The sequence below is a fragment of the Arsukibacterium sp. genome (assembly GCF_033722355.1).
In the GTDB taxonomy this organism is placed as follows: Bacteria; Pseudomonadota; Gammaproteobacteria; order Enterobacterales; family Alteromonadaceae; genus Alishewanella.
The window spans coordinates 25,279-39,955 of record NZ_JAWVZF010000010.1; the positions used below are offsets into that span (position 1 = coordinate 25,279).

The 14,677-nt window shown below is 48.4% G+C and carries 10 protein-coding genes and 1 riboswitch; of the genes, 5 read left to right on the forward strand and 5 right to left on the reverse strand.

Features of this window, described 5'->3' with window-relative positions:
- Positions 1-6: 6 nt before the first annotated feature.
- Positions 7-1,005 (reverse strand): NAD(P)H-quinone oxidoreductase, encoded by a 999-nt coding sequence (locus R3177_RS02390; RefSeq protein WP_318969438.1) that lies wholly within the window; start codon positions 1,003-1,005, stop codon positions 7-9.
- 98 nt (positions 1,006-1,103) lie between these two features.
- Between R3177_RS02390 and R3177_RS02395 the strand changes: the two genes are divergently transcribed.
- Positions 1,104-2,309: a class I SAM-dependent rRNA methyltransferase gene (locus tag R3177_RS02395; protein ID WP_318969439.1), complete on the forward strand. Its 1,206-nt coding sequence runs from the start codon at positions 1,104-1,106 to the stop codon at positions 2,307-2,309.
- A 37-nt stretch (positions 2,310-2,346) separates the two neighbouring features.
- On the opposite strand, the gene R3177_RS02400 is transcribed toward R3177_RS02395, so the two are convergent.
- The 4 genes from R3177_RS02400 to R3177_RS02415 form a co-directional block, all read right to left on the reverse strand.
- The gene (locus R3177_RS02400) at positions 2,347-2,646 is read right to left on the reverse strand and encodes a PilZ domain-containing protein (protein ID WP_318969440.1); all 300 of its coding nucleotides are present in this window, start codon (positions 2,644-2,646) and stop codon (positions 2,347-2,349) included.
- A 97-nt stretch (positions 2,647-2,743) separates the two neighbouring features.
- Positions 2,744-6,640, reverse strand: a complete 3,897-nt coding sequence (gene hrpA, locus R3177_RS02405) for an ATP-dependent RNA helicase HrpA (protein ID WP_318969441.1) — start codon at positions 6,638-6,640, stop codon at positions 2,744-2,746.
- Between the two features lie 62 nt (positions 6,641-6,702).
- Positions 6,703-7,122, reverse strand: coding sequence for a CBS domain-containing protein (locus R3177_RS02410; protein WP_318969442.1), 420 nt, complete (start codon positions 7,120-7,122; stop codon positions 6,703-6,705).
- Between the two features lie 63 nt (positions 7,123-7,185).
- A complete protein-coding gene (locus R3177_RS02415) occupies positions 7,186-8,199 on the reverse strand; it encodes an isoaspartyl peptidase/L-asparaginase (protein ID WP_318969443.1) in 1,014 nt (337 codons plus the stop codon).
- Between the two features lie 165 nt (positions 8,200-8,364).
- Here R3177_RS02415 and R3177_RS02420 point away from each other — a divergent pair, with 165 nt between their 5' ends.
- The 4 genes from R3177_RS02420 to thiD all read left to right on the forward strand — a co-directional run.
- On the forward strand, positions 8,365-9,546 hold the full coding sequence (locus tag R3177_RS02420; RefSeq protein ID WP_318969444.1) for a hypothetical protein: 1,182 nt from the start codon (positions 8,365-8,367) through the stop codon (positions 9,544-9,546).
- Between the two features lie 344 nt (positions 9,547-9,890).
- Positions 9,891-11,324 (forward strand): exodeoxyribonuclease I, encoded by a 1,434-nt coding sequence (sbcB, locus tag R3177_RS02425; protein WP_318969445.1) that lies wholly within the window; start codon positions 9,891-9,893, stop codon positions 11,322-11,324.
- Between the two features lie 99 nt (positions 11,325-11,423).
- A riboswitch (TPP riboswitch) is annotated at positions 11,424-11,534 on the forward strand.
- A 95-nt stretch (positions 11,535-11,629) separates the two neighbouring features.
- A complete protein-coding gene (gene thiC, locus R3177_RS02430; RefSeq protein WP_413229054.1) occupies positions 11,630-13,417 on the forward strand; it encodes a phosphomethylpyrimidine synthase ThiC in 1,788 nt (595 codons plus the stop codon).
- On the forward strand, positions 13,410-14,677 hold a 1,268-nt coding region (gene thiD, locus R3177_RS02435), incomplete at its 3' end, for a bifunctional hydroxymethylpyrimidine kinase/phosphomethylpyrimidine kinase (RefSeq protein ID WP_318969446.1). The genes thiC and thiD, both read left to right, overlap by 8 nt.

Below are 14,677 nucleotides of genomic sequence, written 5' to 3' on the forward strand. Positions count from 1 at the left end.
CAGGGTTCAGAACTCCAGAACTAACTTACCAATATTATTATTATTTATCATAATATTATGAGCTTGCTGGGCGTTATTCCAGTGAAAACTCTGATTCAATATTGGCGCAAATCGGTCATGCATCATCTGCTCACCAAAGGCGGTAACAAAGCCCTTGGTCAGCTCTGCTTTATACTGATTACTTCTGTTGCGTAAGGTGCTGCAAATCAGTTTGCCACGTTTTTTAAACATCGGGGCCAGATCAAACTGCTCAATCAGCCGGCCACCCATCAGCGCATAGATTATTATAAGACCATCGTCAGCCAATACGGTAATGTTGTTTTGCAGATAATCTCCGGCAACCGGATCAAGAATAAGATCCGCTCCTGCAGGCCAGTGCCCGGTTAATTGTTCAGCAAAATCAGTGCAGCGGTAATTAATGGCAAGCTCAGCGCCAAGCTTAAGGCACGCCTCAGCTTTATCCGCACGGCCGACCGTTACCGCAACTTTTGCCCCGGCAAGCGTTGCAAGCTGCAAGGCGCTGGTTCCCACACCGCTGGCTCCGGCGTGCAGTAAAACCCGTTGCCCTGCCGTTAAACCGCCAAGATGAAACAGTAACTGGTATGCAGTCAAAAAAGTTTCTGCTGCGGCACCAGCTTGCGCCCAGCTCCAGTGCTCTGGCTTCGTCATAGCATGCCCCTTGTGCAGCAGGGCATATTCCGCATAACCGCCCCCTGCAACGATGCCAAATACAGTTTTACCCAGCCAATGTTCGTCTGCTTCAGTCCCCACCTGGACAACAATACCTGCTACCTCAAGCCCCAGAATATCACTTTCACCAGCGGGCGGCGGATAAAGTCCCTGCCGCTGCATTAAATCAGCACGGTTAACGCCGGCAGCTTTCACTTTTAACAATAACTGGTCGGGCGCGGGCTGTGGCACAGATTGCCAGCCGGTTTGCAGGTAACTGTTTTTTCCCGGTTGTATAACAGTCATCACCTGCATTTGTGGCGGAACTTCAGGCATATATTTCCTAATTACTGGTAACTGACAGGTTTTGCTTTAGCTTTGCTGTCAGCTTCTCTAAAATGCGGCTTTTAGTCTAGCACAGTGTAACCAAGCCTATGAGTAAGCCAACTGCAAGTCCAGCCATTATTCTTGCCCCGGGCCGGGAGAAAGCATTAAAGCGGCAGCATCCGTGGATTTTTTCTAACGCAATCAGTCAGGTGATCAGTACCCCAAACAGCGGTGATATTGTCGATGTATTAAGCAGCAAAGGAGAATGGCTTGCCACTGCAGCTTACTCGCCCCGCTCTCAGATAAGAGCAAGAGTATGGAGTTTTGTCCAGGACCAGGTTATCGATGATGCATTTTTCTATGACCGTTTGACGCTGGCCTGGCAGCTGCGGCAAAGCTTGTTTGAGCAAACAACAACCAATGCGGTACGGTTAATTGCTGGTGAATCAGATGGTATGCCGGGGATAACCATCGACAAATATGCCGATGTATTGGTTTGTCAGCTATTGTCTGCCGGTGCTGAAGCGAGCCGTAAACCCTTGCTTAATGCCTTAATAAAATTATTCCCTGAACACAGTATTTACGAGCGCTCTGATGTCGATGTACGAAAAAAAGAGGGCCTGGAGCCTACCACTGGCTGGTTACATCTGCCGCGTGACAGCGCTGAGGTGGTTATTCAGGAACACGGTATGGCCTTACTGGTTAACGTGCTAAATGGCCATAAAACCGGTTTTTATCTCGATCAGCGGGCAAGCCGTCAGGCGGTTAAGCGCTATGCTAATGGCAAATCTGTGCTAAATTGCTTTAGTTACACTGGCACCTTTGCCGTGGCAGCATTACAGGGTGGTGCCAGCCATGTCACTAATGTCGACTTATCTGAGTTAGCTCTGGCTACAGCTGAGCGCAATGCCGGCTTAAATAAACTTGACCTTAGCGCTCTGACTCAGGAAAAAGCGGATGTCTTTAAATTGTTGCGCCAATACCGGGAGCAGGGCAAGCAGTTTGATATGGTCATTCTGGACCCGCCAAAGTTTGCTGAAAATAAGTCACAACTGCCGGGTGCCTGTCGCGGTTATAAAGATATTAATATGGTCGCGATGCAACTGGTGAAACCCGGTGGTTTGCTGTTTACCTTTTCATGCTCAGGTTTAATGGAAGACAGTCTGTTTCAGAAAATCGTGGCTGACGCTGCGCTGGATGCGAAACGTCAGTGCCTGATTTTAGAACGTTTACAACAGGACAGCGATCATCCGGTACTGAGCACATTTCCGGAGGGACATTACCTGAAAGGCCTGATTTGCAAAATAACATAACGCCAGGCAAGGTCGCCAACCCGCTGTAATATGCGGGTTAGTTCAACTCCATAAATGCCAGACCAATCTGATACCCTTCTTCACTCTCCTGGGCACAGCGCACTACCTTGGCGGTCGCGTCAAGAGGGGGAATGCTGGCGTTATTTGATTCAAGCCTTACCTTTATTAAAGTGCCCATTTCCAGCGGCTCATCAATATCCACTGACATCCCAGACGCACTCAAGTCCCGGCAGACACCATCTATCACCCGGCCTGCTTCAGGATCATTTAGCAGTAACTGTACATCAGCATTTACCATCATCCTGAAATAATGCCGTCCATCGCCCTTAGTTAACATAACTTTCCCCTGTTATTACTTCTGTGTTAGTTATAGAACTTTCCCGCCAGCGTGTAAAGTATCATAGCAGCGGGTTAAATTTAGCCAATAAACCTGTTTACTGTGCGGTTTTAATGTCAGCTACCGCGTGCAGTATCCGTTTCACTGAAATAGGGTATGGCGTCCCCAGCTGCTGAGCATGCAGAGATACTTTTAATTCCTGTAGCATCCAGTAAATTGTGCTTACCTGTTCAGGTATTACCGGCGCACCGGCGAACTTTCCCAGTAAATTATAGTAGGCATCTGCAGCTTTCTGATATTCATGCATCAGTAACCGGTCGCGTTGTGGATCAACCACCAGTTTTTCCAGTCTTTTTTGCATTGCTTGCAAATATCGTAGTATATCAGCAAGCTTAGAAGCGCCATGGGTACTGACAAAACCTTTGAAAATTAACTCAGCTAACTGTTGCTTAATATCGCCCTGAGACTGAATATGCGCCAGGTCAACCTTGCCTTTTAATTTCTTCTGAATATCGTGCGCCAGGGTTAAAATCTGTTCAACCTGCAAGGCTATCGCCACTACTGTGTCACCCAGTTCAGCTCTGACTTTATCCCGTAACACAGCGAAATCTGCGGTTGTCTCTGGTATATCATGCTGCGTAAGTGCATCCACCCCGGCGGCAATGCAATCATCTATCAGTTCCAGCACCCGGCCAAACGGATTGAAGTAAAGTCCTAGTTTCGCTTTATTCGGTAACGACTCCTGCAGATATTTTACCGGCGATGGTACGTTCAGTAATAATAAGCGGCGTAACCCCAGTCTGGTTGTTTGTATTGCCTGCTGTGGATTATCCAAAAGCTTTATTGCCACCGAGTCTTTTTCGTCTACCAGCGCCGGGAAAGCTTTAATTTCATACCCAGCCTGAATTTTTACATATTCCCGCGGTAATTTGCCAAAACTCCAGTCTGTCAGCGCGGTTTGCTCTATGCCCTGCTCGGCTACCTGACTGAGGCTTTGTTGTACTTCGCCCTGCAAATCTTGTTTTAACAGAGTAAGGGAGCGGCCCTGTTGTAACGTTTTGCCCTTGTCATCAACCACCTTAAAATTCATGGTTAAATGAGCCGGCAAGCTGGCTAAATTCCAGGCATCTTCGGGAATGCTCACACCAGACATGCGCTTTAACCGCTGGCTGATAACATCAAGCAACGTGCCCTGTTCCGGCAAAATGGCTTGTAACAACGCATCAGCGTAATTGGGGGCCGGTACAAAGTTGCGCCGGTATTGCTTGGGCAACGACTTAATTAAAGCAACTAACAGTTCATGCCGCAGCGCCGGGATCAACCAGTCAAAACCGCTATCATCAATTTGATTCAGTAAGGCCAGCGGAATAATCACACTGACACCATCATCCGGCTCACCCGGCGCAAAATGATATTCAAGTGGCAAGGTTAAATTGCCCTGACGCCAACTTTCCGGGAACTTATCAGCGGTAATATCACTGGCATCACGGTTAAGCAGGCTATCGGGGTCAAAATTTAAAAAATCAGGCTGACGGGTGCGCTGCTTTTTCCACCACTTGGCAAAATCTATCCGGTTGTTGGCCCAGACCGGAACTTTTTCGGCATAAAACGCTGCCAGCGTCTCTTCATCAACCAGAATATCCCGCCGCCGCGACTTCTCTTCAAGCGCCGTAACCCCCTCAATCAGCCGCTGGTTATGAGTTAAAAATGCCTCATTAGTGCCCAGCTCCTGATTAACCAGTGCTTCGCGGATAAAAATCTGATGGCTGACCAGTTCATCAATTTTGCTGTACAACACGGCGCGTTTTGGCACTATAACCAGACCGTATAGTGACACCTGTTCATAGGCTACCACAGCACCGCGTTTCTTTTCCCAGTGCGGTTCGCTGTAACTGCGAGTGACTAAGTGTGCCGCCAGCGGTTCAATCCATTCCGGTTCAATTTTTGCTAGGCTACGTGCATACAATTTGCTGGTCTCAACCCATTCGGCTGCAACCACCCATTTCGGTTTGCGTTTAAACAGATGACTGCCTGGAAAAGCATAAAACCGGGTCTGCCGTGGACCAAGATAGTCGGCCTCGGTATCTTTAAAACCCACCTGGCCTAATAAACCGGTCAACAGAGCACTATGCAGTTGCTGATAATCAGCGGCATTACTGTTAAATATCATGCCCTGCTCTTTTGCTAACTGAGTTAACTGGGCAACTAAGTCCTGCCATTCTCTCACCCGCAGGTAATTTAAAAATTCCTGGCGGCACAACCGGCGAAACTGGTTATTGCTAAGGTCTTGCTGCTGTTGCTGCAGGTAGGCCCACAATTTCAACCAACTACTGAAATCAGAATCTGTATCCGCAAAGCGGGCATGGCTCTCATCTGCTTTTTGCTGTTTATCCAACGGTCGTTCCCGCGGGTCCTGAATGGACAAAGCGGCCACTACCACCAGTACTTCATTTAACGATCCGTTGCCGCTGGCTGCCACGACCATCCTGGCGAGTCGCGGGTCAATGGGTAATCTGGCTAACTGTTTACCCAAATCAGTTAAACTTAATTGCTGCCGGCCCCGCTGTGGCTCGATGGCCCCAAGCTCCTCCAGTAATTTAATACCATCATTAACATAGCGGCTGTCCGGCCGCTGTAAAAACGGAAACGCATCAATATCGCCAAGACCCAGCGCCAGCATTTGCATAATGACCGATGCTAAATTGGTACGCAGAATTTCCGGATCGGTAAATTCTGGCCGGCCTAAAAAATCATCTTCGCTGTACAAGCGAATACAAATACCGGCGGCGACCCTGCCACAGCGGCCTTTACGCTGGTTTGCGCTGGCCTGGCTGATTGCCTCTATCGGTAGTTGCTGTACTTTTGAACGATAACTGTATCGGGACAAACGAGCAGTACCGGGATCGATAACATAACGAATGCCTGGAACCGTTAATGAGGTTTCAGCAACATTAGTCGCAAGCACTATTCTGCGGCCCGCATGGCTTTGAAAAATGCGGTTTTGTTCAGCAGCACTTAGTCTTGCGTAAAGCGGCAGCACTTCGGTGTGAGGTAACTTAAGCTTTTCCAGCGCATCGGCGGTGTCTCTTATCTCACGTTCTCCATTTAAAAAAATAAGAATGTCACCGCGAGGCTCCCGGTATAATTCTTCAACTGCATCAAAAATGCCCTGCAACTGATCGGTATCTTTGTCCTCCTGCTCGGTAAAGGGCCGGTAACGGGTTTCGACTGCAAAGGTACGACCCGATACTTCAATAACGGGGGCATCGAAAAAGTGGCGGGAAAATCGCTGAGGATCAATGGTTGCCGAGGTGATGATCAGTTTTAAATCTGGTCGTCTGGGTAACAGCTGCTTGAAATATCCCAGCAAAAAATCGATATTAAGACTGCGCTCATGAGCTTCATCAATAATAATGGTGTCATATTGATTTAAAAAACGGTCCTGCTGCATTTCAGCCAGCAATACCCCGTCAGTCATCAGCTTTACGAGCGTCTGACTACTGGTGTGGTCACCAAAGCGAATTTTATAGCCGACTTGCTGTCCCGGCTGACAGCCCAGCTCTTCAGCTATCCGATCAGCGACACTACGCGCTGCCAGACGTCGTGGCTGCGTATGCCCGATAGTTCCGGTAATACCGCGACCTAATTCCAGACAAATTTTGGGAATTTGGGTGGTCTTGCCTGAGCCGGTTTCACCAGCAATGATCACCACCTGATTAGCGGCTATTGCTGCCTTGATATCGTCTTTTTTTGCTGCGACAGGCAGATCTTGCGGATAATTAATAGCGGGTACTGCTGCCTGGCGCAGATCGCGGATTGCAACTGAACGCGCAATATCTGCGGCAATTCTCTGCAATTGTTGCTGCTGAGCCACAGGCTCGGTATTTTTTTTACACTGGTTTAGCCTTCGTCGCAGCCGGAATTGATCCTGCAACAGACAATCGGTTAGTTTAGAATATAACAGTGCAGCACTTAATAGCGGCTCTACAGACAAAATAACACCCTCAGCAATCAGAGGGCGTCATGCTACCAAGCTAGCAGGGGTAAGGTCTAGCGTTAAACAACACGTCGGTAATGAGAATGAAGCTCCTTATCAATCGCGGCCAACACATCTGTTCGGGTAATAATGCCAAGCAAATAGCCGTTGTCATCGACCACCGGATATAGTTTAGGTTTTATTTTCAGCATCATTTGTGCCAAATCGATTACGCCGTCATAGGGTTTTACCGTTAAAACCTCAGGATTCATCACATCTGCTACCCGGGCCGCCTGCTGATCATGATAAGTTGACATCAGCATTCGTGCCAGACAGTCTTGTTCAGATACAAAACCTATAATTTTATTGGTGGCATCGACCACAGGTCCACCTGTCTGTCTGCCCTTAATCAAACGGTCTACCGCCATTTCAACCGGCATATCAACGGTGAAAATGACCGGATGACGATGCATATAGTCGGCTACTTTCAGCAAATCCATCTATTCCCCTCCAAACATCCCATAGCAACCCATTTGCTTCTATTCAGTTTAGCCAAGCTTTGCTTAATTTCCTGTTTTTTCATTCTGGTCAGCAAAAATTTCGACAACGGTTCCGGTATGATTCTGTTTTGCCCGATACATGCCCTGGGTGTTAAAAGCCCAGCTGAGTTCACCTTCATTATCAACGACTATAACCCCTCCTGTGCCACCAATCTGCAATAGCTCAGCGATCACTTCCTCCGCCGCTGCTGCTGCAGTTTTTCCCTGATATTTCACTCTGGCACAAATATCTGCAGCAACATTGTATCGGATAAAATACTCACCATGACCAGTACCTGATACCGCGCAGCTGCTGTTATCTGCAAAATTACCTGCACCAATTACAGGTACATCCCCCACCCGGCCCCAACGTTTGGCAGTCATCCCGCCGGTGGATGTCGCCGCCGCCAGATTACCATTATTATCGATAGCAACTGCGCCGACGGTACCCATCTTCCAATTTGGATCCGGTATAATTGCCGCCTGATGCGGCAGCCGTTGTTCGGCTTGTTTTGCTTTTTTTAACGCTTCAAAGCGAAACTGAGTATTAAAATATGCGTTGTCAACCAGCTCAAGTTGCCGCGCAGCGGCAAATTGTTCAGCGCCGCTGCCGGTTAACATGACATGCTCTGAATGTTCCATCACCGCTCTGGCCAGAAGAATGGGATTTTTAACATTTGTTACACTGGCAACAGCACCAGCATTGCGATCCTGTCCGGTCATAATGGCAGCGTCCAGCTCATGAGTTTCATCCCAGGTATAAACTGCCCCCTTACCGGCATTAAATAACGGCGAATCCTCCATAATGATGACTGCCTGCGTTACCGCATCTAGACTGCTGCCACCGGAGGCAAGCACCTGATATCCCTTATTTACAGCAAGCGTCAGGGTCGCTTCGTAATTCCGCCGCTGCGCCTCTGTCATGTTAACGCGATCGATGGTACCGGCTCCGCCATGGATCACAATGCCCACAGGTGCTTTGGCTGCCGTAACACTGACTGACAGGAAAAGGGGTATAGCAAGTAACAAGTGTTTCATTGGTTTTCCTTATGATTGTTGTCGGTGATCTTTGTACCGCAGTTATTTTCAGATAACAACTTAGTATGGATTCAGCTGCCTGCAGCAAAACTACTTTAACAAAGCCAAACTAACCAATAATTCTGCTGGTCTATACTGTAACAGTATGTCTATCGGAGCAGTATCATGCCTAACGCGATCGTAGTTAGTTTCGCTTTATCTCTGATGACTGTTGCTTCGTGCCAGCAGACTGCCAAGCGCTGGATACTCAGTGAACCAGAACAGCTTTTAATTACGCAGGCCCACTTTGCTGGAGCGTTATACCCGATAGAAACTGCTGAGCAGATATTTGCCTTGCCAGCACATACCAAAACCGAATTGACAACGTTATTGACATCCCATCAGGATATTAACGAGCGCAGCATAGCGATTGTTGAGTATATTCTTTCCCATACGGGGAAAACCTTCCTTTATAATCTTGCAACCACAAAAACGGCAAGTGATACATTGACGACACGGCAGGCCAATTGCTTAAGTTTATCAATTTTAACTTATAGTATTGCCAGAGAAATTGGCCTTAACGCAACGTTCCAGAATGTCAGCATTCCGGAGTTCTGGAGCAGTCAGCTTAACCAAACCTGGCTAAATGGCCATATTAACGTCAGATTACAGCAGCCACAGCATGATGCAGCTTCTGACCTGATAATTCCCGATGGCGAAATCATTATTGATTTTGATCCTGATGTTACTAAACAACAATTCGCTACCGAGGCGATCAGCTCTCAAAGAGTGGTAGCCATGTTCTATAATAATAAGGCTGCAGAAGCATTTGATAATTTTAACTATGCCTTAACTTATCGCTACTATCGCGCAGCTATTGCAGCAGATCCTGACTACGCTGTCACCTGGTCTAATCTGGCGGTACTTTACCGGCAACATCATTTTATAGAACTGGCTGAGCAGACGTACCATCATAGCCTGGCGCTCGATCCCACCGCAGCGAACACGATGGCTAATCTGGCGGTACTTTATCGTTTAACCGGCAATAATAATGATGCTGAAAAACTGGAACAGCTGGTATACGAAAAACGAAAAATGAATCCCTGGTATTACCTTATGCTGGGTACTGAGGCACTTAACCGCAACCTGCCAGATCACGCCATAGATTTATTTAAACAGGCGTTAGCGCTTGATGCCCAAATGCACCAAGCATTCTCTGGGCTGGCCAGCAGCTACCTCGCTCTGAATGATAACCTGTCAGCCATTTATTATCTGACACTGTCAAAGCAAGCAGCAATAAGCATGACGGATAAAAAACGATATGACGGTAAAATAAGAGCACTGAACCATTTCGCGGGTTCCGGTTAGCAGAAGATTCAGCGTCACGTCTGATATTGCGTTGTCTGAGTAATTATCTATACTTCGAACAGTTATCGGCAAAACACAATGATTATGACAAGCCAGTCCAGAAGTGAAAAGAGCAATAAAGAAAATACAACTGAGCAGCCAAAGTCTGTGCGTAAGCCTCTGCCACATCGTGATGCCGAAGCAGCCTGCCCGGAAGACTACTCAATCTGTGGTGAAGAAGATCCCGGCTCGGCACTGGAAAGCTTAGTTAATAACGACAAAAAGTAGCACGTCATATTCTTTCCAGTGTTATTATCCGATGCATTCCTGAACGACTGCCACTGTATTAATCTCAGAATTACATTATGTCGCAACCGCTTTCTTTTTATTTTCACGACTATGAGACCTGGGGCGCCGATCCAAAACGCGACCGCCCAGCTCAGTTTGCGGGTATTCGCACCGATGCCGACCTGAATATTATTGGTGAGCCTGATGTATGGTATTGCCAGTTAGCGAATGATTATTTACCTCACCCGCAAGCCGCACTGATCACCGGCCTAACTCCGCAACTTTGCAATAAAAAGGGCCTGCCCGAAACTGAATTTATGCGACAGATCCTCAGCCGGTTCAGCGAGCCTGGCAGCTGTGTGCTGGGCTATAACAGTTTGCGGTTTGATGATGAAGTGACACGTTATAGTTTATACCGCAATTTTTATGAGCCTTATGGCCGTGAATGGCAACAGGGAAACAGTCGCTGGGATTTGATTGATGTGGTTCGGGCCTGCTATGCACTTCGCCCGGAAGGTATCAACTGGCCTTTGCGGGAAGACGGTAGTCCCAGCTTTAAGCTGGAACATTTAAGCAAAGCCAATGGCCTGGCTCATGAGCACGCCCACGATGCCTTGTCAGATGTTTATGCTACAATCGGCATAGCCCGGCTGATTAAAGACAAGCAATCGAAATTATTCAGCTATTTATTCGAACTTCGTAAAAAAACCAAGGCGGCCGAACTGATCGATGTCGCCGGCCTGACGCCTTTGGTGCATGTCTCCTCAAAATTTCCTGCCAGCACTGGCTGCGTCAGCTGGATAGTGCCACTGGCGTTTCATCCGACCAATACAAACGCCGTTATCTGCTATAACCTGCAAGCAGACCCTTCGCCGCTGCTGACAGATGACCTCGATACGCTGCAAAATAAATTGTATACCCGAACTGCTGATTTGGCCGAAGGTGAAGAGCGGCTGGGCTTAAAGTTGATTCATTTAAACAAGTGTCCGGTTCTGGCAAATGCAAAAACGCTCAGTGTTGAACGGGCTGCTGAGCTGGGAATTAACCGAGCGCGTTGCCTAGAGCATCTGGAATGGTTTAAACAACACCGGCAACTTCAGCAAAAAGTCGTTACGCTTTATCAGCAACCCCTCGAGTATCCCACTGAAACTAATCCGGATTATCAGTTATATAATGGTTTTATCAGCGATGCTGATAAACAAAAAATGCAGCAGTTACATCAACTGTCAGCGGATCAATTAGCAATAAACCCACCATTGTTCAGCGATGAACGGTTAAACAGCTTACTGTTTTTATACCGGTCAAGAAACTATCCACAAAGTTTAAATGATCCTGAACAGCACAAATGGCAACGCTACCGTACTGATAAACTAATGCACGGCCTGGATAATCCCAACCTGACCATGGAAGAGTTTAGTCTGGCGCTGGAAAATCTGGCCCATGAATATGCCAGTGATGAACAGAAGATGAAAATTCTGAAGTCGCTGTATTTATATGTTCAGAGTTTGTAGCGCTGTTATCTACACTGCACACAGCGATACAGCTACCCTCTTTGTGCAAGCTTTTAAACAACACTATTGAATTTCGTTAGGAAAACGTGAATACTTAACACCATCTTGTCGGAGTGCCCAGCTGTTTACAGCGGGCTGAGACCGTGAAAACGGGATCCGTTGAACCTGATCAGGCTAATACCTGCGAAGGGAAACAAGGGGAGCTACAGCATTTAATATAGCATCAATCCGCCCGCGGATTGGCTACTTGTTATTTCCTGCCCCACTCCGGACAAGCAACCTCAACTTGTTAACCGGAGTTTGCTATGTCTGTTACTACCTTATCTAAACGTGATTTACGTACTCATGCCCGTGCCTATATTCAGGCGCTGCAGGGCGAAACCTTTCCAGGTTCAACACGTCGCTATCTTGAATGCGAGCATAGTGGCGTCAGGGTACCTGTGCGTGATATTTATCTTAATCCTACCCGCCTTGCCGACGGCACAACCCGGGCTAATGCTGCGCTACCGGTTTACGATAGCTCCGGCCCTTACGGTGATCCCACGCAGCCATTGGATGTGTTAAAAGGCCTGCCCAAACTGCGGCTAAACTGGATTAAGGCCCGTGCCGATACAGAGCGCTCACCGCTGCCACCTTTTGCTGATATCGCGCTGGATGAACAAATTACTGAATTTGAGCACCAGCCCCTCAGAGCACAAGCTGGCAAAACTGTCACCCAACTGCATTACGCCCGACGTGGCATTATCACCCCGGAAATGCACTTTATTGCGCTCAGAGAAAACATGGCAGCCGCAAAAGATGGCGTTCGCACGCATGCCGGTGAAAGCTTTGGCGCTGCCATACCTAAACAAATCACTGCAGAGTTTGTCAGGCAGGAGGTAGCAGCCGGGCGCGCTATTATTCCGGTCAATATAAATCATCCGGAAGCCGAACCGATGATTATCGGCCGCAATTTTAAAGTAAAGGTAAATGCCAATATCGGCAACTCATCAGTCAGTTCCAGCATTGAAGAGGAAGTAGAGAAGCTGGTATGGGCGACCCGTTGGGGCGCCGATACAGTGATGGACTTATCAACCGGCCGGCGTATTCACCAAACCCGCGACTGGATCTTGCGCAACAGTCCGGTGCCCATTGGCACAGTGCCTATTTATCAGGCACTGGAAAAAGTAAATGGTGACGTCAGTAAACTTAACTGGCAGGTATTTTACGACACCCTGGTTGAACAAGCCGAACAAGGCGTTGACTACTTTACTATCCATGCCGGGGTACTAAAAGATTATGTGGGGCTCACGTCGAAACGCGTTACTGGCATTGTCTCGCGGGGCGGCGCCATTATGGCGCAGTGGACCCGGCTTTGTAATCAGGAAAGCTTCCTGTATCAGCATTTTGAAGATATCTGTCAATTATGTGCCGTCTATGACATTTCGCTGTCGCTGGGCGATGGTTTACGTCCGGGCAGCATAGCCGATGCCAATGACGAAGCGCAATTTGCCGAGCTGCGTACCCTGGGCGAGCTGACCAAAATCGCCTGGCGTTATGATGTCCAGGTTATGATTGAAGGGCCGGGCCACGTGCCGATGCAGCTCATTCAGGAGAATATGACCGAGCAACTGAAGCACTGTCACGAAGCACCGTTCTATACGCTTGGCCCGCTAACCACCGATATTGCTCCAGGTTATGATCATATTACTTCTGGTATTGGCGCAGCGATGATCGGTTGGTTTGGTTGTGCCATGCTCTGTTATGTCACGCCAAAAGAGCATTTAGGCCTGCCAAATAAAGAAGATGTGAAACAGGGGCTTATTGCCTATAAAATTGCGGCTCATGCGGCTGATCTGGCCAAAGGCCATCCGGCTGCGCAGCAGCGGGATAATGCCTTGTCCAAAGCCCGCTATGAGTTTCGCTGGCAGGATCAGTACAATCTGGCACTGGACCCGTTTACTGCCAAGGCCTATCACGATGAAACGCTGAGCCATGAAGGAGCAGACACTGAGCAGTTTTGTTCTATGTGCGGCCCTAAGTTTTGCTCTATGCGGTTAAATCAACAAGTACAGCTGGAAAAAACTGCAGACGAGGCGTTAAAAGATGCCTGAGCAACGTATCCCAAGCAAACCCATTGTCTGGGCTATTGCCAGCTCAGACAGTGGTGGCGGCGCCGGTATCCAGGCAGACTTACTGACCTTTACGGCCCTTGGCTGCCATGGCTGCACTGTCATCGCCGCCGTTAGCGCTCAAAACAGTAATGCTGTTACTGACATTGTCTCGGTCAGCCCCGCACTGTTACTGGCACAGCTCGATTGTCTGCTCAGTGATATGCCTCCCGCAGCCATTAAAATAGGCCTGATCCCGGATGAGCAGTTATTAGAGCTGCTGTTGCAATGGCTGGAAAATAACAAGCACCGCTATGCGTTCAACGTTATTGCTGATCCGGTACTCAGTAGCAGCAGCGGTTATAATTTTGCCAATGCGCCGCTTATCAGCAGCTGGCACAAGTTACTACCATTAATCGACCTTATTACCCCGAACCTGCCAGAACTTGCGCTGCTATCTGCCATGCCTGACGCACCTGTTGCTGAACAGGTAAACCGGCTGATGCAGGGTGGCGCATCAGCCGTGCTGGTAAAAGGTGGCCATAGCGGCGACAGCGACGCTATCAAAGATCAGTTCTTCAGCGACACCAGTTATTTCGAGCTTGGGCACAGCAGAATAGCCACCGCTCATACTCATGGCACCGGCTGCGTGTTATCCGCTGCTATTGCTGCAGTATGCGCTGAGGATTACCCGCTGGATGACGCCGTTATTGTCGCTACGGCTTACTTACAGCAAGCACTGCAGTACGGTTATCCGACCGGAAAAGGCGCTGGCTGCCTGCAACATCACAGCTGGCCACAGCAGTATCATTATTTTCCAACGTTGCACTGGCCAGAACAGCGCGCTTTACAGGTGCAGCGAAAACAGGTTAAACGCTTTGCCAGCATGGTCACGCCAATAGGCTTATATCCGGTTGTCGATAGTGTCCAATGGCTACGCCGGTTACTGCCATTAAAACCTGATGTGGTTCAGCTGCGCATTAAACAGGGTTCAGATAGTGAGATTGAACGACAAATTGCTGAGGCGGTGCAACTTAGCCATGCTTATAACCTGCGGTTATTTATCAATGATCATTGGCAGCTGGCAATTAAATATGCGGCTTATGGTGTGCATCTTGGCCAGGAAGACCTTGAGCAGGCCGATCTGGAAGCCATAGCACAAGCCGGATTACGACTTGGTATATCTACCCACAGCTACCCGGAACTAATACGGGCAAAACAACTTCAGCCGTCTTACATTGCGCTTGGCCACATTTTTGCCAC

What these genes read in the sequence shown, in the direction of transcription:
- R3177_RS02395 (WP_318969439.1), top strand. Translation starts at nt 1,104, where the DNA reads ATGAGTAAGCCAACTGCAAGTCCAGCCATTATTCTTGCCCCGGGCCGG.
- R3177_RS02415 (WP_318969443.1), bottom strand. Translation starts at nt 8,199, where the DNA reads ATGAAACACTTGTTACTTGCTATACCCCTTTTCCTGTCAGTCAGTGTT.
- R3177_RS02400 (WP_318969440.1), bottom strand. Translation starts at nt 2,646, where the DNA reads ATGTTAACTAAGGGCGATGGACGGCATTATTTCAGGATGATGGTAAAT.
- R3177_RS02390 (WP_318969438.1), bottom strand. Translation starts at nt 1,005, where the DNA reads ATGCCTGAAGTTCCGCCACAAATGCAGGTGATGACTGTTATACAACCG.
- R3177_RS02410 (WP_318969442.1), bottom strand. Translation starts at nt 7,122, where the DNA reads ATGGATTTGCTGAAAGTAGCCGACTATATGCATCGTCATCCGGTCATT.
- R3177_RS02420 (WP_318969444.1), top strand. Translation starts at nt 8,365, where the DNA reads ATGCCTAACGCGATCGTAGTTAGTTTCGCTTTATCTCTGATGACTGTT.
- thiC (WP_413229054.1), top strand. Translation starts at nt 11,630, where the DNA reads ATGTCTGTTACTACCTTATCTAAACGTGATTTACGTACTCATGCCCGT.
- sbcB (WP_318969445.1), top strand. Translation starts at nt 9,891, where the DNA reads ATGTCGCAACCGCTTTCTTTTTATTTTCACGACTATGAGACCTGGGGC.